At 30.1% G+C, this 25374-nt stretch carries 18 protein-coding genes, 2 tRNA genes and 3 rRNA genes; 15 read left to right on the forward strand and 8 right to left on the reverse strand.

Annotated features, from left to right (window positions below):
- Nucleotides 1–89 precede the first annotated feature (89 nt).
- Entirely contained in the window at nucleotides 90–1673 is a 1584-nt protein-coding gene (locus ACBT_RS02625) for a nitrite/sulfite reductase (RefSeq protein ID WP_024775712.1), read from the forward strand.
- A gap of 22 nt (nucleotides 1674–1695) precedes the next feature.
- On the opposite strand, the gene ACBT_RS02630 is transcribed toward ACBT_RS02625, so the two are convergent.
- From ACBT_RS02630 to ACBT_RS02645, 4 genes are read right to left on the reverse strand one after another with little or no spacing between them, the layout of a single operon-like run.
- On the reverse strand, nucleotides 1696–3957 hold the full coding sequence (locus tag ACBT_RS02630; RefSeq protein WP_024775713.1) for a diguanylate cyclase: 2262 nt from the start codon (nucleotides 3955–3957) through the stop codon (nucleotides 1696–1698).
- Between the two features lie 56 nt (nucleotides 3958–4013).
- Entirely contained in the window at nucleotides 4014–4946 is a 933-nt protein-coding gene (locus ACBT_RS02635) for an ABC transporter ATP-binding protein (RefSeq protein WP_024775714.1), read from the reverse strand.
- Complete coding sequence (locus tag ACBT_RS02640) at nucleotides 4943–6511, reverse strand: ABC transporter permease (protein ID WP_024775715.1); 1569 nt, start codon at nucleotides 6509–6511, stop codon at nucleotides 4943–4945. The genes ACBT_RS02635 and ACBT_RS02640 overlap by 4 nt, the downstream gene beginning before the upstream one ends.
- Nucleotides 6502–7509: a Fe(3+) ABC transporter substrate-binding protein gene (locus tag ACBT_RS02645; protein WP_024775716.1), complete on the reverse strand. Its 1008-nt coding sequence runs from the start codon at nucleotides 7507–7509 to the stop codon at nucleotides 6502–6504. Before ACBT_RS02645 ends, ACBT_RS02640 begins: the two co-directional genes overlap by 10 nt.
- A gap of 168 nt (nucleotides 7510–7677) precedes the next feature.
- Between ACBT_RS02645 and ACBT_RS02650 the strand changes: the two genes are divergently transcribed.
- The 8 genes from ACBT_RS02650 (at nucleotide 7678) to rrf (ending at nucleotide 15723) form a co-directional block, all read left to right on the forward strand.
- On the forward strand, nucleotides 7678–8247 hold the full coding sequence (locus ACBT_RS02650; RefSeq protein WP_024775717.1) for an anthranilate synthase component II: 570 nt from the start codon (nucleotides 7678–7680) through the stop codon (nucleotides 8245–8247).
- Nucleotides 8248–8333: 86 nt separating this feature from the next.
- Nucleotides 8334–9443 carry a glycosyltransferase family 39 protein gene (locus tag ACBT_RS02655; protein WP_228130315.1) on the forward strand — a complete coding sequence of 370 codons (1110 nt, stop codon included), beginning with the start codon at nucleotides 8334–8336 and terminating at the stop codon, nucleotides 9441–9443.
- Nucleotides 9444–9484: 41 nt separating this feature from the next.
- Nucleotides 9485–10057 (forward strand): type II secretion system protein, encoded by a 573-nt coding sequence (locus ACBT_RS02660; RefSeq protein WP_228130316.1) that lies wholly within the window; start codon nucleotides 9485–9487, stop codon nucleotides 10055–10057.
- Nucleotides 10058–10371: 314 nt separating this feature from the next.
- Nucleotides 10372–11889, forward strand: a 16S ribosomal RNA gene (locus tag ACBT_RS02665).
- Between the two features lie 103 nt (nucleotides 11890–11992).
- A tRNA-Ile gene (locus ACBT_RS02670) sits at nucleotides 11993–12069 on the forward strand.
- A 10-nt stretch (nucleotides 12070–12079) separates the two neighbouring features.
- Nucleotides 12080–12155, forward strand: a tRNA-Ala gene (locus tag ACBT_RS02675).
- A gap of 372 nt (nucleotides 12156–12527) precedes the next feature.
- Nucleotides 12528–15441, forward strand: a 23S ribosomal RNA gene (locus ACBT_RS02680).
- 166 nt (nucleotides 15442–15607) lie between these two features.
- Nucleotides 15608–15723: ribosomal RNA gene (gene rrf, locus ACBT_RS02685) — 5S ribosomal RNA — on the forward strand.
- Together the 16S, 23S and 5S rRNA genes with 2 tRNA genes alongside form the textbook arrangement of a ribosomal RNA operon.
- A gap of 425 nt (nucleotides 15724–16148) precedes the next feature.
- Here the strand turns inward: rrf and ACBT_RS02690 are convergent.
- Complete coding sequence (locus ACBT_RS02690; RefSeq protein WP_024775607.1) at nucleotides 16149–16655, reverse strand: peptidylprolyl isomerase; 507 nt, start codon at nucleotides 16653–16655, stop codon at nucleotides 16149–16151.
- A gap of 18 nt (nucleotides 16656–16673) precedes the next feature.
- Complete coding sequence (locus tag ACBT_RS02695) at nucleotides 16674–18521, reverse strand: peptidoglycan D,D-transpeptidase FtsI family protein (protein WP_024775606.1); 1848 nt, start codon at nucleotides 18519–18521, stop codon at nucleotides 16674–16676.
- Nucleotides 18522–18549: 28 nt separating this feature from the next.
- Here ACBT_RS02695 and ACBT_RS02700 point away from each other — a divergent pair, with 28 nt between their 5' ends.
- Nucleotides 18550–19785 carry an FtsW/RodA/SpoVE family cell cycle protein gene (locus ACBT_RS02700; RefSeq protein ID WP_024775605.1) on the forward strand — a complete coding sequence of 412 codons (1236 nt, stop codon included), beginning with the start codon at nucleotides 18550–18552 and terminating at the stop codon, nucleotides 19783–19785.
- Nucleotides 19778–20803 (forward strand): UDP-N-acetylglucosamine--N-acetylmuramyl-(pentapeptide) pyrophosphoryl-undecaprenol N-acetylglucosamine transferase, encoded by a 1026-nt coding sequence (locus ACBT_RS02705; protein ID WP_034218703.1) that lies wholly within the window; start codon nucleotides 19778–19780, stop codon nucleotides 20801–20803. Before ACBT_RS02700 ends, ACBT_RS02705 begins: the two co-directional genes overlap by 8 nt.
- On the opposite strand, the gene ACBT_RS02710 is transcribed toward ACBT_RS02705, so the two are convergent.
- Both ACBT_RS02710 and ACBT_RS02715 read right to left on the reverse strand, forming a co-directional pair.
- Nucleotides 20792–21559 carry an undecaprenyl-diphosphate phosphatase gene (locus ACBT_RS02710; RefSeq protein WP_024775603.1) on the reverse strand — a complete coding sequence of 256 codons (768 nt, stop codon included), beginning with the start codon at nucleotides 21557–21559 and terminating at the stop codon, nucleotides 20792–20794. The genes ACBT_RS02705 and ACBT_RS02710 overlap by 12 nt on opposite strands.
- The gene (locus ACBT_RS02715; RefSeq protein ID WP_024775602.1) at nucleotides 21556–22230 is read right to left on the reverse strand and encodes an MqnA/MqnD/SBP family protein; all 675 of its coding nucleotides are present in this window, start codon (nucleotides 22228–22230) and stop codon (nucleotides 21556–21558) included. The genes ACBT_RS02710 and ACBT_RS02715 overlap by 4 nt, the downstream gene beginning before the upstream one ends.
- Nucleotides 22231–22301: 71 nt before the next feature.
- On the opposite strand from ACBT_RS02715, the gene ACBT_RS02720 reads away from it, so the two are divergent.
- From ACBT_RS02720 to glnA, 4 genes are all read left to right on the forward strand, one after another.
- Nucleotides 22302–22523 carry a MoaD/ThiS family protein gene (locus ACBT_RS02720; RefSeq protein ID WP_024775601.1) on the forward strand — a complete coding sequence of 74 codons (222 nt, stop codon included), beginning with the start codon at nucleotides 22302–22304 and terminating at the stop codon, nucleotides 22521–22523.
- Nucleotides 22524–22539: 16 nt separating this feature from the next.
- A complete protein-coding gene (locus ACBT_RS02725) occupies nucleotides 22540–22977 on the forward strand; it encodes a molybdopterin synthase catalytic subunit (RefSeq protein WP_024775600.1) in 438 nt (145 codons plus the stop codon).
- Nucleotides 22974–23771, forward strand: a complete 798-nt coding sequence (gene hisJ / locus ACBT_RS02730; protein ID WP_323053511.1) for a histidinol-phosphatase HisJ — start codon at nucleotides 22974–22976, stop codon at nucleotides 23769–23771. The genes ACBT_RS02725 and hisJ overlap by 4 nt, the downstream gene beginning before the upstream one ends.
- Nucleotides 23772–23842: 71 nt before the next feature.
- Nucleotides 23843–25270, forward strand: a complete 1428-nt coding sequence (glnA, locus tag ACBT_RS02735) for a type I glutamate--ammonia ligase (protein WP_024775598.1) — start codon at nucleotides 23843–23845, stop codon at nucleotides 25268–25270.
- Nucleotides 25271–25374 lie beyond the last annotated feature (104 nt).

Here is a 25374-nt window from a genome sequence, read left to right on the forward strand (position 1 = left end):
TTTAATCAAGATTATTTTAATTAATATTTAAAAAAATTAAAGATATAATTTAAAATATTTTTAGATAAAAAATTTAAATAAGGAATAGTATGGCACAGTTATCAGAACTTGAACTTTTAAAAGCATCAAGAAATCCACTTAGAGTAATTGATGATTTATATAAAGAGGCTTTGGAAGAAATTCCTCTAAAAGATGAATATATAGGACTTTTAAAGTGGTATGGAATGTATCCACATATAAACAAAGATGGTTTAGAAGATAAAAAATACTTCATGAAAAGAATAAAGCTTGTAGATGCAAGAATGAATTTAGAACAATTAAGAGTTATGAGTGAAATTGGACAAAAATATGCAAAAGGTCTAGTGGATTTTACAACAAGACAAAATGTTCAATTTCATTATATTGAAATAAAAGATTTACCAGCTATTTTTGATATGTTAGGAAGTGTAAATTTAACTTCTAGAATGGCATCAGGTGATGGACCTAGACCTATTATGACATGTCCTGTGAGTGGGATTGATGAGGGAGAAATTTATGATGTTCAAGAACTTTTAAAAACTGTAGATAGCTATTTTGATCAAAACGATGATAGATTTTGTAATTTTCCTAGAAAATACAAAATAGGAATTAGTGGATGTAAATGTCACTGTGCTGCTCATGAAATACAAGATGCTGCTTTTACAGCATTTAAAACAGAAAATGGCGAAGTTTTATTTGATTTAACTATTGGTGGGGGATTGTCAAAATCTAAACAAATTGCTACAAGAGCAAATAAATATGTAAAACCAGATCAAGTTTTAGATGTTGCTGTAGCTTGTGCAGAAATATTTAGAGACAATGGAAATAGAGACAATAGAAATAAAGCAAGAGTAAGACATTTATTAAATGATTGGGGAATTGAAAAATTCGTAGAAGAGATTGAAAAAGCAATTGGTTACAAACTTCAAGATGGTTTTGAAGCTCGTATTGTAGCTTCTTATGAGAATAGAAACCATTTTGGAATAAATAAACAAAAACAAACTGGGTTTTCTTACGTTGGGTTTGCAACAAATTCTGGAAGAGTTGCTGGGGAAGATTTTGTAAAGTTTTATGAAATTTGTAAAAAATATAATGCTGGTGGAATTGCACTAACTGGAACTCAGAATTTTATAGTTTACGATGTAGAAGATGAGGTAGTTCAGAGTTTAGCAGATGAGTTTAAAGCCTTAGGATATCCATATAAACCAAATCCTTTTAGAGCAAGATTACAATCTTGTACAGGAAAAGAGTTTTGTAAATTTGGAATTACCGAAACAAAAGAGTACGCAAAAAAAGTTGTAGTTGAGTTAGAAAAAAGATTCCCAAATTTTCTTGAAGATGTAACTATTGCAATTTCAGGTTGTGGAAATACATGTTCTCATCCACAAATAGCAGATATTGGATTTGTTGGTTGTTTAATGAGACATGAAGGAGAAAGGGTTGAAGGTTATGAAGTTTTACTTGGTGGAAATTTAGAAGGTACATCTAATAGTAGAATAGCTAGAAAAATTGGATTAAAAGTTCCTGCAACTGGAGTTATTGAATATATAGAAAAACTTATTAATGATTATAAAAAAGACAATAAAGGTACTTCAAGATTTAAAGATTATTTAGCTTCTATAGAACCTGAAGGTTCAGTAAACGAGGAAGAATAAAAAAAAGGTTTAATCTAAGAGATTAAACCTTTTTTTTATATTTGATTTTAACATCATACATACTTTCATCTGCTTTTTTAAGCACATAATCTAGTGTATCACCATTTTTATATTCATAGCAACCAAAACTACAAGATATTTTTAGATTTTTATTAAAATCAAAACTGATATTTGAAATATGAGTTTGTAAAATATTTATTAAAGAGAGAGTTTGATTTATATTTGTTTGAGGTAATGCAATTAAAAATTCATCACCACCCCATCTACCAAAGCTATCAGAGCTTCTTATATGTTTAGAAATAGTATTTGCAACTTTTATTAAAACTTCATCTCCTGCATGATGACCAAAATTATCATTTATTGGTTTAAAGTCATTTAAATCAAAGAATATAATTGAAAATGGAGTTTTATATCTAGAAGCCAATTTTATTTCATGTTCACAGATTTCTTCTATTTTTCTTCTATTGAATATATTTGTTAATGTATCATTTGTTGCAAGAGTTAAAAGTTCTTTTTGTATACCTTTTCTTAATTTAATCTCTTTGTATAATTTATAATTTAAATATAAAATTAAAGCTATTATTATTAGAAGAGGTATAACAATTTTTAAAAATTGTTGATAATTAAGGTTCTCATTAAAATATATTTGGGAATAAGAGTTTAGTATGTTATCTATTTCATCTTTTTTTAGTTTTGAGATTACTAAATCTAAAATATCTTTAAATTGTCTATCTTTCATACTAAGTTCTATATATGAGTTTAGGTTTATATCTAAAGAAGAGTTGATTTTCAAATCTTTATAATTGTTCTTATTAATACTTGAATTCAATGAATAAATATTATTTACATAACCATAAATTTCATTTTTCTGAAGAGCTTTAAATGCTAAATCATCGGTCTCAAATTCTATAAATTCAATTTTTGGATATAATGATAATAGTTTTCCTTTCATATTTAATGAACTTAAAATTCCTATTTTTGTTTTTTCAAAAGTTGATAAATCATTAATGAAATTTTTATCAACTTTTGTTGCAATTACTAGTGGAATTTTTGCAATAGGTTTTGTATAAATTTTATCTTTTTTATTAGGATAGTCATATGAGTAAACAAAATTTACTTTTACACTATTTGAGAAAACGTAAGAAATATTGCCATTTAAAACTTCTTCAGTATTAAAAGGTTTTGATAATTTATCTGATAATAAATGCCAAAAATCTATTTCAAAACCTTTAAATTCAGTTGTTGATTTAAATGAAAAAGGCGGATTGGAATCTTTTAATAAAAGTGTAAATTGATTTTTATCTAGATAATCTTTTTGACTACCATTCAAGATTAAGTACTCTTTATTAAAAATTATTGAGTTTGAGTTAAAAGTATTAATACTTTTATTTATTCCACTATATGTATAAAATTTCTTGATATCTTCAATTCTATCTATATTAATATTTCCTAGGATACCCAAATCAAATTTTGATAAATCTTTTAAAACATTGCCCTCATAAATTAATTCATCCAAACTTTTATTTTGACTATTATATTTTTCAAAAATTAATTTTGCAGTCTCTTTTATATTTGAAAAAGCATATTCCCAACCCATTAATGAAGCTTTATCAAAACTCTGAACTCTGTAAGGATTTGTCAAAACTTCATTCTGAGATGTAAAAATTATACCTTCGTAGAAATTTAAATTTAAATAATTTGTAGAGAAGTAATTAAAATCTATACCATTTTTACTTAAAGTATAAGGTTCATTTGATAGATAACATGCCATAAGATCAGTTTTATTATTGATTAAATCATCTATTTTTCCACTGTGAGGTAAAATTTTTAGAGTTGACATATCAATATTTTTATCACTATTTAAAATTGATTTTATTGTCGCACTTTCAATAGCGTCATTTGTTATCATAACTCTTTTGTTTTCTAAATCAGAGACGCTGTTTATATTTTTATTTTTTAAGCTAATTAGTATAAGAGGAGATTCTTGAAAAATACTAGATATGAAGACAACATTTTTATCATTGTACTTTTCTAAAATAAGAGAAGATTTTCCAATACCATATGTTGCATCATTATTGATTACTTCATCAACTATATTTACATTTTGGTTAAATGGTTTAATTTCTACATCTAATCCAAAATCATCATAAAATCCTTTTTCCTTAGCTATATAGTAACCTGCGAATTGAAATTGGTCAAGCCAGTCCGGATATAAAGTGATTTTTTCTTTGGCAAATAAATTTGAATAAATAATTAATATTAATAATAATTTTCTAATAAACATTTTTAATGATATAAAAAATTATATAAATACAATATTAATCAAAATATTATTTGAATTTAAAATTTCATGATTCTATCTTCAAAACTTAGTTTTACAATATCTCCAACTTTTAAATTTTCATCACTGCTGTTAACTATTAAATTCTGTCCATTTGCAAAAATTGTAATTTCATTGAAGTTACCATAAAATATATTTTCTTTTACAATTCCCTCTATTTGACCATTTTCAGATATTTTGATATTTTCAGGTCTTATATAACTATTTTCGTCTATTTTTGTTATTTTTCCTAAAAAACTTGCACAATAAAGAGTTTTTGGATTGTTATATAACTCTTTTGCTGTACCTACTTGTAAAATATCTCCACCATGCATTATTGCGATTCTATCTGAAAGGAAAAAAGCATCTTCTTTGTCATGAGTGATAAATAAAGCAGTTATATTAAACTCTCTTATCATCTCTTTTAATTCAGTTCTTAAAATATTTCTTAGCTCTGTGTCGATATTACTCAATGGCTCATCAAGAAGTAGTATCTTTGGTTTATTTATGATAGCTCGTGCAAGTGCAACTCTTTGTTGTTGACCTCCACTAAGTTCATGAGGATATTTTTTTTCGTGACCTTTTAATTTAGTTTTTTCTAGGATTACTTCTAACTTTTCTTTTGAAGCGTTACTTCCAAATAGAATATTTGAAGCAACATTTATATGCGGAAGAAGTGCATAGTTTTGAAATACAATAGCAACTTTTCTTTTATTAGGTTCAAGATTTATATTGTTTGAAAATACTTTTTCTTGATCTATCGAAATTTCTCCACTATCAGGTTTTTCTAATCCTGCAAGCATTCTTAGAAAAGTGGTTTTTCCACTTCCACTAGTTCCTAGAATTGTGAAAATTTCACCTTCAATTAAATCTAGATTAAGACTATTTGCAACGCAAATATCACCTTTACAAAATGTTTTTCTTAGATTTTTTATTTCAACTATTTTTTTCATTTCATCTTTCTTTTTGGTTTATAATTTAAAAGTAATACAGCAATTGCAGTTGAGCAAACAAGTATTAAAGAAGGAAATCCTGTTTTATAAAGCATTTCATTACTTGCTAATTCATAAACTCTAATTGCTAAAGTATCATAGTTAAATGGTCTTAAAATTAAAGTAGCTGGTAGCTCTTTTGCTATGTCAATATATAAAATTAAAAATCCACTTAATAAATATGGTTTTAAAATTGGAAGATAAATTTTAAATATTGACTCTTTTTCATTTTTACAAAAAATTTTACTAGCATCATCAAGAGAACTATTGATTTTACTAAAACCATTTTCAACACTTCCAATGCTTGAAGCAAAATATCTAGTGGCATAAGCATAAATTAAAATAATAAAAGAGCCACTAAAGAACATATATCCTAAAGCTTTGTCAATATAATTTGCTATTAAAAGTAATCCAACAGCTACTACAGCTCCTGGGATAGAATATCCTAGCATAGAAAGCTTATGCGTTATACTTGAAAATTTTGTTGGAAATTTTCTTAAAAAATATACTATAAAGAATGCTAAGAATATTATAAAAGAACTAGATATTATATTTAGTTTTAGTGTATTAAATAAATATGAAAATGCTGTAAAATCTAAAGTATTAATATCTAAAAATGTCCAATAAATTAACACAGAAGTTGGAATAAAAAGTGTTATAGAAGCTATTAAAAATGAGATTAAAAATGCTAAAAAATTCCATTTACCCTTTAAATTTATTTTAGAAGCTTTTTCATCACTATTTGTAGAGCTTGAAAATCTAAATTTTTTTCTAATGTTATGTTCAACTAAAAGAATAGAAAATACAAAAATTAGTAAAACAATAGCTATATTAATAGCTCCACTTAAATCACCATAACCAAACCAATTTTTAAAAATTCCAACGCTAAATGTTTCAACTCCAAAATATAAAACTGTACCATAGTCGCTTAGTGTTTCCATAATAGCTAAAATTGCTCCCGCAAAAATAGCAGGGTATGACAAAGGAAGATAAACTTTAAAAAAAGCATTTACAGGATTTAATTTTTGTAAAGAAATTAGTTCAACTATAGTTTTTGAAATCATAGAAAAAGAGACTCTAGCTAAAATAAAAACATAAGGAAACATAGCAATAGTAAATATAAATATTGCACCAGGCATATTTAAAATGTCAAGTTTTATAGATGTATCATCAAAAAATTGTGATAGAAGTCCACGAAATTCAAAAAAACCAACGTATGTGTAACCAAATATGTATGCAGGGTAAGCTAAAGGAAGAACAAAACAAATTGAGAAGAATTTACTTCCGAAATATTCAAATCTTGCACTTAAATAAGAAGTAATTACTCCAATGATTACTACAAATATTGCAGTACCTACTATTAAATACGATGTATTTAATGTATAGTCTAATAAAAAGCTACTTTCTAAATATTCTTTGTTTAATGAGCCACTAAAAAGAAAATATACTATTAGAATTAAAATAGGTAAAGAGATTAATAACCCCAAAATAGGGGCTATAAAAGATTTTAGATTTTTTATTTCCAATTTCCTTTTGTTGCTATTTCAACAGCTTTTTTTGTCTCTTTCCCAACTTTATTTAAAGCTATTGTATCTTCTTTGAATTCACCCCATGAAGCTACAATTCCAGCTGGTTTAACTTTCGGATTTATTGGATATTCATAATTTCCTTGAGCTAATTCTCCTTGAGCTTCAACACTTGTTAAGAATTCTATTAATTTTATAGCATTTTCTTTATTTGGTGAAAATTTAGTAACACCTGCTCCAGAGATATTTATATGTGTTCCTGTTGTATTTTGTGCAGGAAAAAATACTTTTACCTCTTTTGCAATGCTTTCATCAACTTTATCTCCACTATTTGCCATAACACCTAAATAGTAAGAGTTTACAATAGCTATATCAGCTTCTCCAGAAGCAACTGCTCTTATTTGATCTTTGTCAGCACCTTTTGGATTTCTAGCAAAATTTTCTACTAAACCTTTTACAAACTCTAACGATTTTTCTTCTCCATTATGTGCAATAATAGAAGCAAGAAGTGATTTATTATATGCATTTGTAGAACTTCTTGTTATCACTTTACCTTTAAATTCAGGTTTTGTAAGAGAAAAATAATCACTTAAATCTTTTGGATCAATTTTTTTAGGGTTATAAACAAAAAGTCTGGCTCTTTTTGTGATTGCAAACCATTTTCCATCTTCATCTCTTAAGTGACTTGGAATATTTTCTTCTAAAGTTTTCGAAGTTGCTGATTGAAGTAAATCTCTCTCTTTTGCTTCATATAAATTTCCAATGTCTGCAGTTATAAGTATATCAGCTGGACTATTTGCACCTTCTATTGAAAGTCTTGAAACTAGTTCTTCGGCTTTTGCTGTTACAAGATTTACTTTAATTCCAGTTTTTTCTTCAAATTTTTTAAATAGTGCTTTATCTGAATCATAATGTCTTTGAGAATATACATTTACTTCATTTGTAGCAAATAAAATATTTGTAAAAAGCAAAGAACAAATTGCTAATTTTTTAAACATTTTTTGTGTCCTTTAAATTTATTTAATAATCGAATTCAATCTTAATGAAGAATCTTATAATTTTTAAACTTTGATATATCTTAATATTAAGAATGATTATCAAAAGTATAAAAGATATGATTTAAAACTTTATTGGTATAATAATGGAATTTTTATAGAGGATTTATAATGGTTTTAATGATTGATAATTATGATAGCTTCACATACAATATTGTACAGTATTGCCTAGAACTAGGTGCAGATTTGAAAGTTATTAGAAATGATGAGTTAAGTTTAGAAGAGATAAAGGCTTTAAATCCTGAAAAGATAATAATATCTCCAGGTCCAGCTACTCCAAATGAAGCTGGAGTTTGTCTTGAAGTTATAAAAGAGTTTGCAGGAGTTGTTCCAATTTTTGGTATATGTTTAGGACATCAGGCAATTGCTCAGGTTTTTGGAGCAAAAGTAGTGCGCGCAAAAAATATGATGCATGGTAAAACTTCTCGAATAAAAGTTCTAAAAAGTACAAAAATATTTGATACTTTACCAGAAGAGTTTATTCAAACAAGATATCACTCTTTAATAGTGGAAAATATAGATTTACCAGATGATATAATTGTTACATCAAAAAGTCTAGATGATGGAGAAATAATGTCTTTAGAAATTAAAGGTAAAAATATTTATGGTGTGCAATTTCATCCAGAGTCAATTTTAAGTGAATATGGTCATAAAATCATAGATAATTTCTTAAAAATATAATTATGAACCAAAATAGATTTAAAATTTACTTTTTTTTACTTCTTATTTTTATTACAGGATTATTATTTTTAAAAGTGGAATACTCTTTGAGTATTTCATATAAAGAAGCTTTAAATTTATTTGTAAATGAATCTGTTTTATCTATTATTACAAATATTTCTACCTATATTTTTGGACAAAATGATTTGGCATTAAGAGGACCTTTTGTAATTTTTTATGTTTTAAGCTCATTCTTAATGTATAAAATTACAAAAAATTATTTTAAATATGAGAAAGATAGATTTATAAATATAGTAATATTTATGACATTACCTGGTGTTTTAAGTGCTTCTTTATTAGTTAATACAGCAATAATAGTTATCTTTTTTACTTTAATTTATATTTATTATTATCAAACATACCAAAAACATTTGTATGTAATTCTTCCATTTTTACTTTTAGTTGATAACTCTTTTGCCATATTATTTTTATCACTGTTTTTCTTTTCTTTTAAAACAAAAGATAGACTATTATTGTATTTAAGTGTAACATTATTCTTTTTATCACTTTATATATATGGATTCTCAACTGATGGAAAACCAAAAGGTTTTTTAATAGATACTGTTGGTATTTATTCAGCAATATTTTCACCAGTATTATTTTTATATTTTTTATATGCTATATATAAGGTAGCTTTTTCGAAAGATACAAATTTAGTTTGGTATATAAGTTTTACAGCATTAATTTTGTCCATAATAATATCTTTTAGGCAAAGAGTTTATATAGAAGACTTTGCACCATTTGTTGTGATTTTTTTACCAATGATGTTAAAAATGTTTTTAAATGCATATAGAGTTAGACTTAAAGAGTTTAGAAAAGCTTACAATATTTTGGCTATTTTAATTATCTTTATGCTTTTTATAAACGTATTTTTAACTTTTATAAATAAACCTTTATATTATGTTCTACCTGAACCAAAAAAACATTTTGTTTACCAATACCACTTTGCAAAAGATTTATCAAAAGAATTAAAGGCAAAAAATATAAATAATATTATAGTAGATGATAATGAATTAGCTTTGAGATTAAAGTTTTATCAAATAGAAGTTGGAGATAGATATTTTTTATCTACAAAAGAATTTTATAATTATGATGAAAAAATAGCTATAAATTATCTAGGTAAAGATATATTTTTTGTCTATATTAAAAAATTATAATCAAGAAAGCATCGATATTATTTGAATTTATACTAATAATATTGCTTGTATCAATAATATATTCTATATTTATTCCAAAGAATAATATAAATAAATTTCATGAACTTAAAAATAGAGTTACTTTATATTTGAAACTTCTTAGATATCAAGCTTTGCTAGATCATAAGTATGATGAAGATATTTCATTATGGAATAAAAAAAGATGGACAATGAAATTTTTTAGATGTAATCAAAATATTGGAGGAATATATTTTGTCATATATAGTGATAATAATATGACAGGTCATCCGAATCAAATAGAAAGTTTAAAAGATCCTCTTACAAATAAGTATATATATTCAACTAATTCTTGTGAAGAAAACATGTCAAATAGTAAATATGCATTACTTACAAAAAATTATAATATTAAAAATATTGATATGAGTTGTAATAATACAGATTCATTAGGACAACTTTCTTTTGGAAATGATGGAAGAGTTTATTCCAAGTTATCAAATTTTTCAAATGAAAAATATTCATATGAAATAAGTGACTCATGTAATATAAGATTCATATCAAACGATAATGAGATTTTTGAGATAAAAATTTCACCAAATACTGGACAGATACAATGAAATTAGACAATTTCCAAAATTTAAGCGACATTTAAGCTTATAGCTCTTGACAACTGAGAAAAATCCTATTATAATTCCCGTCCAATTTGACCGAGAGAGGTTAAGTTAAGATCTTTAAAAAATGAAGTAAGTTTGTAAAGATAATAATCTTTGTAAACCGAATATGTTAATCTTAAATATTCAATACAAAAAAATAATGAACAAGAAGTCAAATTCTTGTCTATAAATTTGAGTGATAATTTTGTAATTTAGTAATAAAAAACAAAAATGTCAGTTTCATACACTACATAATGATTAATTAGATTAATCAATAATTTATGGAGAGTTTGATCCTGGCTCAGAGTGAACGCTGGCGGCGTGCTTAACACATGCAAGTCGAACGAGAACGGGTTATAGCTTGCTATAATTGTCAGCTAAGTGGCGCACGGGTGAGTAATGTATAGGTAATATGCCTCTTACTAAGGGATAACAAATGGAAACGTTTGCTAATACCTTATACTCCTTACTAACTAAAGTTAGTAAGGGAAAGATTTATTGGTAAGAGATTAGCCTGTATTGTATCAGTTAGTTGGTGGGGTAATGGCCTACCAAGACAATGACGCATAACTGGTTTGAGAGGATGATCAGTCACACTGGAACTGAGACACGGTCCAGACTCCTACGGGAGGCAGCAGTGGGGAATATTGCACAATGGACGAAAGTCTGATGCAGCAACGCCGCGTGGAGGATGACACATTTCGGTGCGTAAACTCCTTTTATATAAGAAGATAATGACGGTATTATATGAATAAGCACCGGCTAACTCCGTGCCAGCAGCCGCGGTAATACGGGGGGTGCAAGCGTTACTCGGAATCACTGGGCGTAAAGAGCATGTAGGCGGATTAATAAGTTTGAAGTGAAATCCTATAGCTTAACTATAGAACTGCTTTGAAAACTGTTAGTCTAGAATGTGGGAGAGGTAGATGGAATTTCTGGTGTAGGGGTAAAATCCGTAGAGATCAGAAGGAATACCGATTGCGAAGGCGATCTACTGGAACATTATTGACGCTGAGATGCGAAAGCGTGGGGAGCAAACAGGATTAGATACCCTGGTAGTCCACGCCCTAAACGATGTACACTAGTTGTTGTGAGACTTGATCTTGCAGTAATGCAGTTAACACATTAAGTGTACCGCCTGGGGAGTACGGTCGCAAGATTAAAACTCAAAGGAATAGACGGGGACCCGCACAAGCGGTGGAGCATGTGGTTTAATTCGACGATACACGAAGAACCTTACCTGGACTTGACATAGTAAGAACTTTCTAGAGATAGATTGGTGTCTGCTTGCAGAAACTTATATACAGGTGCTGCACGGCTGTCGTCAGCTCGTGTCGTGAGATGTTGGGTTAAGTCCCGCAACGAGCGCAACCCTCGTCCTTAGTTGCTAACAGTTCGGCTGAGAACTCTAAGGAGACTGCCTACGCAAGTAGGAGGAAGGTGAGGACGACGTCAAGTCATCATGGCCCTTACGTCCAGGGCTACACACGTGCTACAATGGGATATACAATGAGCCGCAATACGGTGACGTGGAGCAAATCTTATAAAATATCTCCCAGTTCGGATTGTAGTCTGCAACTCGACTACATGAAGTTGGAATCGCTAGTAATCGTAGATCAGCTATGCTACGGTGAATACGTTCCCGGTTCTTGTACTCACCGCCCGTCACACCATGGGAGTTGAACTCATTCGAAGCGGGGATGCTAAAGTAGCTACCTTCCACAGTGGATTCAGCGACTGGGGTGAAGTCGTAACAAGGTAACCGTAGGAGAACCTGCGGTTGGATCACCTCCTTTCAGAGAAATAAGTTAAGATTTGTTTCTTAACTATTCAGAAGAACAAAGAAGATTTAAGATAATATGTTCGGTTTATAAAGATTATTTGAAAAAATAGGTGAAGGGGCCTATAGCTCAGCTGGCTAGAGCGCTCGACTGATAATCGTGAGGTCTCAGGTTCAAGTCCTGATAGGCCCACCATAAATAATCTGGGGAATTAGCTCAGCTGGGAGAGCGCCTGCTTTGCACGCAGGAGGTCAGCGGTTCGATCCCGCTATTCTCCACCATCTATTAAACTTAAGAGTGTAAGAGCTTTTAAAGTTTTAATATAAGTTTTATAATATGATTATAAGATTTATATTAGAACTTAATAAAATAGGTTTCTAAATGATATTTAAAAATATAATGTTAAAGTCTTTAAAATTTTTTCGTAAATTTGAATAGCGATATTTAAATTTAAATAAAAAAATTTCATATCTAAAAAATTTAATAGAGATATTAAATATAACTATAGATAACACAACTATATTATTGAACAATATGTTTAATAAGATAGTAGCCAAAGAATATTATCAAATTTAGAAGTTTTAGTTAAACTAGAATTTTTAGGCAAGAAAAAAGGAACCTGAATAAAATCGTAAGATTTTTTTAGGCTCCGTTTATAAGCTATTAAGGGCTAATGGTGGATGCCTTGACTGTAAGAGGCGATGAAAGACGTATTAGGCTGCGATAAGCCTCGGGGAGCTGCCAAAGAGCTTTGATCCGGGGATTTCTGAATGGGGCAACCCAATATAATGAGAATTATATTACCCTACGGGGAGCGAACCTGGTGAAGTGAAACATCTCAGTAGCCAGAGGAAGAGAAATCAATTGAGATTCCGTCAGTAGCGGCGAGCGAACGCGGATTAGGACAAACCCAATGCTTGCATTGGGGGTTGTAGGACTATAATGTGTAGTTAAAGAGAATAGATGAATTAGTTGGAAAGCTAGAGCATAGAAGGTGATACTCCTGTAATTAAAATTCTCAATAACGCTAATAGTATCCTGAGTAGGTCGGAACACGTGATATTTTGACTGAAGCTGGGGGGACCACCCTCCAATCCTAAATACTACTTACAGATCGATAGTGAACAAGTACCGTGAGGGAAAGGTGAAAAGTACTGCAGCGAGCAGAGTGAAATAGAACCTGAAACCATTAGCTTACAATCATTCAGAGCCCTATGATTTATCAGGGTGATGGACTGCCTTTTGCATAATGAGCCTGCGAGTTGTGGTGTCTGGCAAGGTTAAGCCAAGTGCGAAGCCGTAGCGAAAGCGAGTCTTAATAGGGCGACATAGTCAGATGCTGCAGACCCGAAACGAAGTGATCTATCCATGAGCAGGTTGAAGCTGGTGTAAGAGCCAGTGGAGGACCGAACCCGCTGACGTTGAAAAGTCTTGGGATGACTTGTGGATAGGGGTGAAAGGCCAATCAAACTTCGTGATAGCTGGTTCTCTCCGAAATATATTTAGGTATAGCCTTGTGTTGTAGCATATAGGGGTAGAGCACTGAATGGGCTAGGGCTGCTTACCGCGGTACCAAACCCTATCAAACTATGAATACTATATGTGGAATCACAGGAGTCAGGCGGTGGGTGATAAAATCCGTCGTCAAGAGGGGAACAACCCAGACTAACAGCTAAGGTCCCTAAGTTACATCTAAGTGGAAAACGATGTGGAGTTACTGTGACAACCAGGAGGTTGGCTTAGAAGCAGCCATCCTTTAAAGAAAGCGTAACAGCTCACTGGTCTAGTGATTCTGCGCGGAAAATATAACGGGGCTAAGATGTACACCGAAGCTTTAGATTCAATTTTTAATTGAGTGGTAGGAGAGCGTTCTATTCAGCGTTGAAGGTATACCGGTAAGGAGTGCTGGAGCGGATAGAAGTGAGCATGCAGGCATGAGTAGCGTTAAAACAGGTGAGAATCCTGTTCGCCGAAAACCCAAGGTTTCCTACGCGATGCTCGTCATCGTAGGGTTAGTCGGGTCCTAAGTCGAGTCCGAAAGGGGTAGACGATGGCAAATTGGTTAATATTCCAATACCAACATATAAGCGCGATGTGGGGACGCATAGAGTTAATCGAGGTCACGGATGGAAGTGTGGCTCGAAGGATGTAGGTTGTTAAGTAGGCAAATCCGCTTAACGTTAGACCGAGATCTTACAGGCTCTTGACACTCTTCGGAGGAGATGGAGAATCGATGATACTGTCGTGCCAAGAAAAGCCACTAAGTATATTATATGTTGCCCGTACCGTAAACCGACACAGGTGGGTGGGATGAGTATTCTAAGGCGCGTGGAAGAACCCTCTTTAAGGAACTCTGCAAACTAGCACCGTATCTTCGGTATAAGGTGTGCCTACTTTGGTATATGGACTTGCTCCAAAAAGCTAAAGAGGTTGCAACAAAGAGTCCCTCCCGACTGTTTACCAAAAACACAGCACTTTGCTAACACGTAAGTGGATGTATAAGGTGTGACGCCTGCCCGGTGCTCGAAGGTTAATTGATGATGTCAGCGCAAGCGAAGCATTTGATCGAAGCCCGAGTAAACGGCGGCCGTAACTATAACGGTCCTAAGGTAGCGAAATTCCTTGTCAGTTAAATACTGACCTGCATGAATGGCGTAACGAGATGGGAGCTGTCTCAAAGAGGGATCCAGTGAAATTGTAGTGGAGGTGAAAATTCCTCCTACCCGCGGAAAGACGGAAAGACCCCGTGCACCTTTACTACAGCTTGACACTGTAGCTTGGATATTCATGTGCAGGATAGGTGGGAGGCTATGATGACTAGACGCCAGTAGAGTCGGAGCCATCCTTGAGATACCACCCTTGAATATTTGAGTTACTAACTGCGATGAGTTAACCTCATTCAGGACAATGTCTGGTGGGTAGTTTGACTGGGGCGGTCGCCTCCTAAATAGTAACGGAGGCTTACAAAGGTTAGTTCAGATGGGTTGGAAATCCATCGTTGAGTATAATGGCATAAACTAGCTTGACTGTGAGACCAACAAGTCGAACAGAGACGAAAGTCGGTCATAGTGATCCGGTGGTTCTGCGTGGAAGGGCCATCGCTCAAAGGATAAAAGGTACGCCGGGGATAACAGGCTGATCTCCCCCAAGAGCTCACATCGACGGGGAGGTTTGGCACCTCGATGTCGGCTCATCGCATCCTGGGGCTGTAGTCGGTCCCAAGGGTATGGCTGTTCGCCATTTAAAGCGGTACGCGAGCTGGGTTCAGAACGTCGTGAGACAGTTCGGTCCCTATCTTCCGTGGGCGTAGGAAAGTTGAAGAGATTTGTCCCTAGTACGAGAGGACCGGGATGAACCAACCACTGGTGTACCAATTGTTCTGCCAAGAGCATCGTTGGGTAGCCACGTTGGGATGTGATAAGAGCTGAAAGCATCTAAGCTCGAAGCCAACTCTAAGATGAACTTTCCCTGAAGTTCCCAGCAAGACTAGCTGGTTGATAGGCTGGATGTGTAATGGGTGTAAGCCCTTTAGCTGACCAGTACTAATAGAACGTTTGGCTTATTTTAAACAATTTTCTTTGGTTTACTATCTTATTAAGCATATTTATTATGTTTAATTAGTGTTTATTAATATAGATACAAATATGAAATACAAATAAAGACTTTAACATTAGATTCTCAAAATCACAATTTGAGTGTTAAGAGTTTATTCAAGCTTTTAACACTCGAATTTGCTGGTGGTTAAAGAGAAGTGGAAATACCCAGCCCCATTCCGAACCTGGTAGTCAAGCACTTCATCGCCGATAATACTGCAGGGTCCCCTTGTGGAAACGTAGGTCGCTGCCAGCTCTTTGAGTTTTTTCCCAAAAGCTTACCTTTTTACATCTTATCGGTGTAAAGTGGTAAGCTTTTTTTTTATCTAATATTTATTTATCCCTATGCATCTTACTTCGCACCTAAATATCTCTTTTTTTTATCTTATTACTTTCCTTTATTTCACTTTTTTATTACTCTATATACAAGATTGTCTTTATATCACTTGTTTCTGTTTGTTATGTATCAATGTTATACATAAATATTAGTTTCAATCAGGTCAACTATATACTACATATATCTATATTCATATTATTACTATATATTTTTTAATCTATGAAGTTATGATTTGTTTTAGAAATACATTTTAAAAATGCTTTACTATTTGATTTTAGTTATGCTATCAAATATTTATATTATTTGAATTAGGAATTAGGGCAAAAAAGCCCTAATGTAGTTTTCTACTTTCTCTCTAATATCTCTATAGATATAATCTCATCTCTTTGTTTTATTTTATCAAGTACCTCAAAGCTCTCTGTATCATTTGGATTTATTTCTCCAAATACTGTATGATTTCTATCTAAATGAGGACAAGGTACAAAACAGATAAAAAATTGACTTCCACCAGTATCTCTTCCTGCATGAGCCATTGAAAGACTCCCTCTATTATGAACTTGTTTAGGAGCATTTACTTCACATTTTATTGCCCAATCTGGTCCACCTGCACCAGTTCCATCTGGACATCCACCTTGAGCCATAAATCCAGCAATAACTCTATGGAAGTTTAATCCATTATAAAAACCATCATTTGCTAATGTTGCAAAATTAGAAACTGTATTAGGAGTTTCTTCATTAAATAATTCAATCCAAATAATACCTTTACTTGTAGTAATTTTAGCAAATTTAAATTTTGATAATTCCTCTTTTGTATAGTTGTATTCTTTTAAATCTTTTTTAAATCTAAACATTATTTTCCTTTAAAATTTTTATTGAATTATACCCTCTTTAGGTATTAAATAGTTTAATTTAACTAAGTTTTGAACAATCTCTTTAAACACAGGTACAGCAGATTGTGATGCATAGTAATAGTACCAATTTACACCTGTTGAATTTGGGTTAAATACAGTAACTCCAATAGTATATGAGTTACCTTTATCATCATTTACAAATCCTACAAAAGAGGAAATATATTTTTTTAGATATTTTCCACCTCTTGCAATTTGTGCAGTTCCAGTTTTTCCACCAATTTCAAGTCCTGGTATCCTAGCACTTCTTCCTGTTCCTTCATCAACTGTTTTAACCAACATTCTTTTCATTTCTAGAGCAGTTTCTTTTGAAATAATTTTTTCAGGTTTATCATCAAATGGTTTGTATTTTTGACCATCATAAGTTATGTGATCAACTATTCTAGGTGTAACCATAACTCCATCATTATTAAAAACAGAATAAGATTTGATTAATTGAATAAATGTAGATGTCATACCTTGACCATATGAAACAGTTGCTTTAAAGATATTATCTCTTTTGTCTTTATCATTTGCTGAAAATTGCCATATTTTAGGCATTAAACCTTTTTTCTCATAAGGTAAATCTATTCCAGTTTTTCTTCCAAATCCAAATTTCTTCATACCTTCAAAAAATTCTGGACCAGTTAATCTTTGCGCAATTTGTAAAGTACCAATATTAGATGAAAAAATTACAATGTCATCAAGAGATAAGTAGCTTTTTGTGAATTTATGGTCGTCTTTAATTGTAAACCTTCCAATAGGATATGCACCTTTTCCTCCACCACTATTATATGCTGGAAAACTTTCATTCTTTTTGATTAAACCTTTATCCATGGCTAAGGAGATGGATAAAGGTTTAACAACAGAACCAGGTTCAAATTGATATTCTACGGCATTTACATTTAAATTTGGAATATCCTCTTGTCTAATTGATTCAGGATTGAATCTATTTGATGATGCCATAGTTAAGATTTTTCCAGTTTTACTTTCCATAATTGCAACAATTATCTCATCAGCATTTAGCTTTTTTTTGTGATTGTCAAGTGTAGTTTCATTATTTTTTTGTAATTTTAATGGAATATTTAAATTTAAAGTAGCTCCATCGACTCTTTGAGTCATTTCAGAATTTTTGTCAAAACTAACATAGTTTATAACGTCTCTTTGTCCTTTTAAAATACCATCTTTTACATTATTTAAATAAGTGTTGTAATATTTCTCTAAACCTTTAACTCCATTTACTTTAGTTTTACCATTATCTGTCTCAAACTTTGAAATATATCCAATAACTGGAGTTAATGTATTTCCGTAAGCAAAACCTCTTTTTTCACCACTTTCACTAATTGTTAATCTCTTAACTAGTTTTGATCCATTTACCATTCTTGCTGTGAAAACGCCCAACTGACTTAATTTAAAATCTAATTCTTTTAAATTTTTTGCAGATCTTGAATTTATGCTATATGATAAAACTAGGTTACCTGGTGTTTTTTCACCTTCTGTTAATTTATCTTTTAAAGTTTTATAATCAATACCACTGTAAATAGAAAAAAGATTTAAAAATAGTTCTTTTTTTTCAGGGCTTATATGTCTAGTATCAATTTCAGCACGATATAATTTTTTTGATGTAGAAATTTTAAAATTATCTTCACTTATAATATCTCCTCTAACAGGAAGTTCTTTTTTTTCAGCTTTTAGAGAAATTGAATGTTTTTTATCGTTTACGGTTCTAAAAATTGATGTTAAAAGAAGAATTACAAAGAAAAATATAAAAGCAAAAAGTATTATTATTTTTTTAGTATTATCAATTTCAAAGATTTTATTTGATGACATATTTATCCATAATATTATATAATAAGATATGAATTTTAGCGAAAACAATATTAAACAAAACAATTATAATCCTATATTAGGACAGGCAGATTATTATCTGTTTATTTTAGTGTCAATTTTAGTAATAATGAGCATGATTTTTTCATACTCATTAACTGTTTATACAGTAGAATTTTTTGGTTATGAAAGATACCATTTTTTCTTAAGACAATTTGTTGTTGGTGTAGCATCAATAGCAATAATGTGGTTTTTGTCTAAATCTGATCCAGCTAAAATTTTAGGTAAAATTGGAATGTTTTGTTTTGTTTTCTTTTTTGCATTAATGGTTGTAATGCCTATTCTTCCAGGATTTTTAGTAACTGAGTCAGGAGGTGCTAATAGATGGATTAGGCTTCCAGGTTTTTCTCTATCTCCTGTAGAGTTTTTTAAAATAGGATTTGTATATTTTATCTCTTGGTCATTTAATAGAAAAGTTTTAAATCAGCCTAAAAAGGGTTTAATTGGTGACACTATAATTCTTGCTCCATATTTTTTATTTTTTATGATAGTTGTTTTTATTATTGCATTTTTACAAAAAGATTTGGGACAAGTTGTTCTTTTAGGAGCAATTTTAGTTGTGTTGATAATTTTTGCGAATAGGTCATTTAAAATATTTTTAGCTTTAGGTGGTTTAGCTGTAATTGGAGTTGTTGGATTAATTATTGCAGCACCTCACAGAATAAAAAGAATTCATTCATGGTGGTCAATGGTTCAAGATGGAATATTATCTGTTCTACCATCTTCTTTTGAAACATATTTAAGAATTGATGATTTACCTGAGCCATATCAAGTTTCATATTCATTAAAGGCAATAAATAATGGTGGTTTTTTTGGACAAGGAATAGGCTTAGGAGATGTAAAATTAGGTTTCTTATCTGAAGTTCATACAGACTTCGTTTTAGCTGGAATCACTGAAGAATTAGGGCTTTTAGGTTTAGCTTTTATAGCATTTATTATTTTAATGATTATTTGGAGAATATTTAAAATAAGTAGAAGAGTGGAAAATAAAATCTATCATCTTTTTACAGTTAGTGTTGCACTGATGATAATTGTAGCATTTATTATAAATTCTTATGGAATTTCTGGAATGATACCAATAAAGGGTATTGCTGTTCCGTTTCTATCATATGGAGGTTCATCTATGCTCGCAATGTCAATAGCTATCGGATTGGTTTTATCTATAAGTAGAACAATAAGATTTGATTTTAAGGTTAAAAATGGGTAATACAATTGTAATTACTGGTGGAGGTACCGGAGGACATTTAAAAATTGCTGATGTCTTTATAGATGAATTTGTTAAAAGAGGATTTGAAGTTATTTATATTGGTTCAACTTCTGGACAAGATATTGCTTGGTTTGAAAATGATAAAAGATTAAAAAAAGCTATTTTCTTGACTACAAGTGGAGTTGTGAATAAGAAAGGTATTCAAAAGTTACTATCCTTATTCAATATTTTTAAAAGAACTTATGAAAGTTTATTGATATTAAAAAAATATAATGTTAATACTGTTATTTCTGTTGGTGGATTTTCAGCAGCTCCAACTTCTTTTGCTACAATTTTTAAAAAAGATTGTAATCTTTTTATTCATGAACAAAATTCTGTTATAGGAACTTTAAATAAAAAAACAATGAAGTTTGCAAAAGGATTTTATTCTTCTTTTTATAGTAACTCAGCAATAAAAGATTATCCAGTAAAAGAAATTTTTTTTGAAAAAAGAAGAGTAAGAAAAGAATTGAAAACTATAGCTTTTTTTGGAGGTTCTCAAGGTGCAGTTGCTATAAATAACTTTGCATTAAATTTAGCTTCTAGATTAAATCAAATGGGTATAAAAATAATTCATCAAACTGGAGCAAAAGATTTTTCTAGAGTAAAAAATGAGTATGAGAAATTGAAAATTGATGCCGATGTTTTTGATTTTACAAAAGATATTACTGAAAAGATGTATGAAGCTGATTTTTGCGTAAGTCGAGCAGGAGCTTCTACTCTTTTTGAACTTTGTGCAAATAATCTTCCTACTTTTTTTGTACCTTTTAAATATGCAGCTTCAAATCATCAATATTATAATGCAAAAGCTTTATTAGAAAAAAATCTTTGCTTTTTAGAAAATGAAGATGATTTAAATATTGATAAATTTTTTGAAATTTTAGACAAAGTAGAATTAGAAAAGATTAGCATTGGTTTAAGAGAATTTATTAAACCTAATGCTATAGAAAAAATAGTTGATGATATATTAAAACATTAAAAGAAGTAAAATTCCAAAGAATATCCTATATATTCCAAATGCTACAAATGTAAATTTTTCTAAGAATTTTAAAAATAGTTTAATAACTATCAATGCCACTAGAAATGATACTATGAATCCAATAGCAAGATTTAAAAAATTTCCATCTTGTAAAATCTCTTCGTAATTTTTGTAAACATCATAAAATGTAGTAGCACACATAACAGGAACTGCCAAAAGAAATGAAAATTCTGCACTAGCCTTTCTTGTAAAACCAACAAGCATTGCACCAATAATACTTGCACCTGCACGGCTAGTTCCAGGAATTAGTGCAAAAACTTGAGCTAAACCAATGTAAAAAGCTTGCTTATATGTAACATCTTCAACATCGCTAACATGCTTTTTACTTTCATCATAGAATTTTTCAATAATTAAAAAAACTATTCCACCAATTATAAACATCCAAGCAACAATTTCTATGCTAAACATAGCTTTTATTTGTTTTGCTAATAAGAATCCAACTATACCAAGAGGAATAAATGCTAAAGCAATTTTCATCCAAAGATTTATATGTTTAAATGTAAATTTAGATGGATATACAAAAACTAAAGCCATAATAGCAGCAAATTGAATAATAATTTCAAAAGCTTTGTTTACACTATTTTGTTCTACACCTAAAAATTTGCTAAGAGCTATTAAGTGTCCTGTTGAAGAAACAGGAATGAATTCTGTTAATCCTTCAATGATTCCTAAATAAATTGCATCAATCACTGTCATTTTATACCTTTATTTTTTGTTAGAGTTAAAAAAAGTTTTAAAGCTCTTTTTTCTTTGTATCCTATATCATAATCAATTTTTTTTAGATATTCTAAAATATCACCTTTTGATATACCACTTCTTTTAGAGTATTTTTCTAAAATATATTGTGGAATTTTTATTTTCTTTTTATCAAAGTTTTTTGTTAAATCTTTTAACCTTTTTTCATATTTATTGAAACATAAAACAGCAAATACAAAAGGTAATTTATATTTATCTTGCCAATATTTAGCTAAATCAATTATATATTCATTTTTATTATTTTTATTTTCAATAAAAAATTTTAAAGCTTTATCTCCAATAATTACTTCTCCATTTAGATTTAAAACTTTTGCTAAAGCATTTGAAGTTTTTGATTGAAAATCATCTTTTGATTTTTTATTTGGTAGAATTAAAACTGAATCTACTTCATTTCTAGCAATTATTCCAAAATCTAAATGTTTTTCATTTCTTGAACCAATTGAAGAGATAAAAGCGCTATGAACTTTTCTTTTTTTGAAATTGTTTGTAATAACTGATGGATATGATTTTTTGTATTCAATACTTGATTTAAGTTGGTTTGATTTTATATTTTTTTTGATATAAATATGGAAAGGTAACAAATTTATAAAATCTATTTTTGAGAAAATCATAAAATATAAGCCTTTATTTGTTTTAAATAAAGTTGCTATAATAATATAAAATTAATAAGAGAGGGTTAAAAATGGTAAAAATAGAGTTTTTAGGTCCAATAGATAAAGATGATATGAATTTAGATATAAAAGACTTGCAAGAGCTTTCTTTAATACTGCAAAATGATTCAGATGTTTCTTCATGGTTAGCTTCATGTGCAGTTGCAGTAAATGATACTTTAGTTTCTTCTAAAAGTTTTGAATTGAAAGATGGAGATAAAGTAAGCTTACTTCCTCCAGTTTGTGGAGGTTGATTTGTATAGTGAAGATTTGCAAGTTCATAATGGAGCTTTGGAAGTTGAAAAAATTCATAATGCTTGGTATAACAAGTATAAAAATTTGAATTATGGGGCTTTTATAACTTTTGTTGGAATAATTAGAGATGAAAATGAAATTGATGGTTTATCATTTGATGTTTATGAACCAATTCTGAAATCTTGGTTTAATTCATGGCAAGAAAGAGCAAAAAAACAAAATGCAATAGTTTTTTTGGCACATAGTAGAGGAGATGTACTGAATCACACAAGTTCATACATTGCTGGAATTTGTAGTCCAAAAAGAAGAGTTGCTTTAGAGTTAATAGATTTGTTTGTAGAAGATTTTAAAAAAAATGCTCCAATTTGGAAATATGATTTAAAAGATAAAAAAAGAGTTTATGCAAAAGATAGAAGTCAAGAAATTGACGGAGCAGGAATTTTAGCATGGTGAAAAAGAGAGTAGATTTACATAATCATACAATTCTTTGTAATCATGCAACAGGAAGTGTAGATGAGTATATACAAAGAGCTATAGAACTTGGAATTGATGAATATGGATTTTCTTGTCATGCACCTATGACTTATGATCCAAAATATAGAATGAAAATAGAAGAAAAGGCTATTTATGAAAAATGGATAAATGATGCAAAAGGTAAATATAAAGATGTTATAAAAGTTCTTTTAGCATATGAGGTTGATTATTTAAATGGTTATATGCTTGATGAAATATTAAATGCTAAAGTTGATTATTTAATAGGTTCTGTACATTTTCTGCAAAATAAGAATGAGATGTGGGGATTTGATAATCCCGAATTTATTGGAGTATACGCTAGTGTAGATATTGATAAGGTTTGGGAAGATTATTTTTTTGCAATAAAATCTATGGCAAAGACAGGATATTTTGATATAGCCGGTCATTTGGATTTAATAAAAGTATTTAGATTTTTACCTAAAAAAGATATAAGATTAATTGCAAAAGAGGCTTTAAAAGAGATAAAAAAATCAAATATGGTTATAGAGATAAATCCTGCTGGACTTAGGAAACCAATAGGGGAAACTTATCCATCAAGACAAATTTTAGAAGAAGCTTATGACTTAGGGATTAATATAACTTTTGGCTCAGATGCACATAGTATTGAACATATAGGTTTTGGTTATGAAGAGTCTGTATCTTTAGTAAGAGAGATAGGGTATAAAAGTTGTGTTACTTTTGAAAATAGAGATAGGAAATTGGTTGATTTTTAAATATATTTGCTTTAGGTAGTTTTTTTGAAAAATTAGATACAATTTAAGCTTAAAATTTTTGGAGTTATAAAATGGGAAAATTTGTAAATAGTATAGAAGAATTCTTTAGTTTTTGTAAAGAGAATGAAGTAAAATTTGTAGATTTTAGATTTACAGATTTAAAGGGTACATGGCACCATGTAACATATAATTTTAAAGCAATAAATAGTGATTTACTAGCTAATGGTATGCCTTTTGATGGATCATCAATTGATGCTTGGCAACCAATTCATAAATCAGATATGATATTAAAACCAGATGTTCCTACTGCTTTTTTAGACCCATTTACAGCTGATAGTACAATTATTGTTATTTGTGACGTTTACGATATTTATGAAAATAAAATGTATGAAAAATGTCCAAGATCTATTGCAAAAAAAGCAGTAGAACATTTAGCAGAAGCAAATATTGGTGATGTTGCTTATTTTGGACCAGAAAATGAATTTTTTATTTTTGATGATGTAAAAATAATAGACAGTGTAAATGAATCTTATTTTAGAGTTGATTGCGAAGATGGTGAATGGAATGATGCAAAAAACTATGAAGGTGGAAATATTGGGCATAGAGCTAGACTTAAAGGTGGATATTTCCCAGTAGCTCCAATTGACAATGGTGTTGATATAAGAGCTGAAATGATGCATGTACTAGAACAAGTTGGACTTGAAGTAGTACTTGGTCATCATGAAGTTGCACAAGGACAGCATGAAATTGGTATTGTTTTTGGTGATTTAATTGAAGCTAGTGATAATGTTCAAAAGTTAAAATATGTTATAAAAATGGTAGCACATTTAAATGGTAAGAGTGCAACATTTATGCCTAAACCACTTTATGGTGATAATGGAAGTGGAATGCATGTTCATCAATCTATTTGGAAAAATGGTAAAAATCTTTTCTATAAACAAGGTGAATATGGTAATTTAAGTGATGTTGCAAGATGGTATATTGGTGGAATTTTTAAACATGCTAGAGCACTTGCTGCATTTACAAATCCATCGACAAATTCTTATAAAAGATTGATTCCTGGATTTGAAGCACCTTCAATTCTAACTTACTCTTCTCAAAATAGAAGTGCATCTTGTAGAATTCCTTATGGAGCAGGTGAGAAATCAACAAGAGTTGAGATGAGATTCCCTGATTCTACAGCTTGTCCATATTTAGCATTTTCAGCTATGCTTATGGCAGGGCTTGATGGAATTAAAAATCAATATGAACCAATAGGTCCTATGGATGATGATTTATATGAACTTACTTTAGATGAGATTAGAGAAAGAGATATTCCTCAAATGCCTCATACTTTAAGAGGATCTTTAGAAGCATTAATTAGAGATAATGAATTTTTAAAACCAGTGTTTACTAAAAAAATGATAGATACATATCAACATTATAAATTTTCAACACAAGTTTGGCCTTACGAAGCAAGACCTACACCATTTGAATTTAAAACTATGTATTCTTGCTAATATTTGGGTATTAGGCTTTTATTAAAAGCCTAATACCCAAAACTCAAAAAAGTAAAGTTATTCTTTTTATATATTTTTAGCTTCTAAAGCAGGAACAAAATCCC

The organism is Aliarcobacter cibarius (genome assembly GCF_013372265.1).
GTDB lineage: Bacteria > Campylobacterota > Campylobacteria > Campylobacterales > Arcobacteraceae > Aliarcobacter > Aliarcobacter cibarius.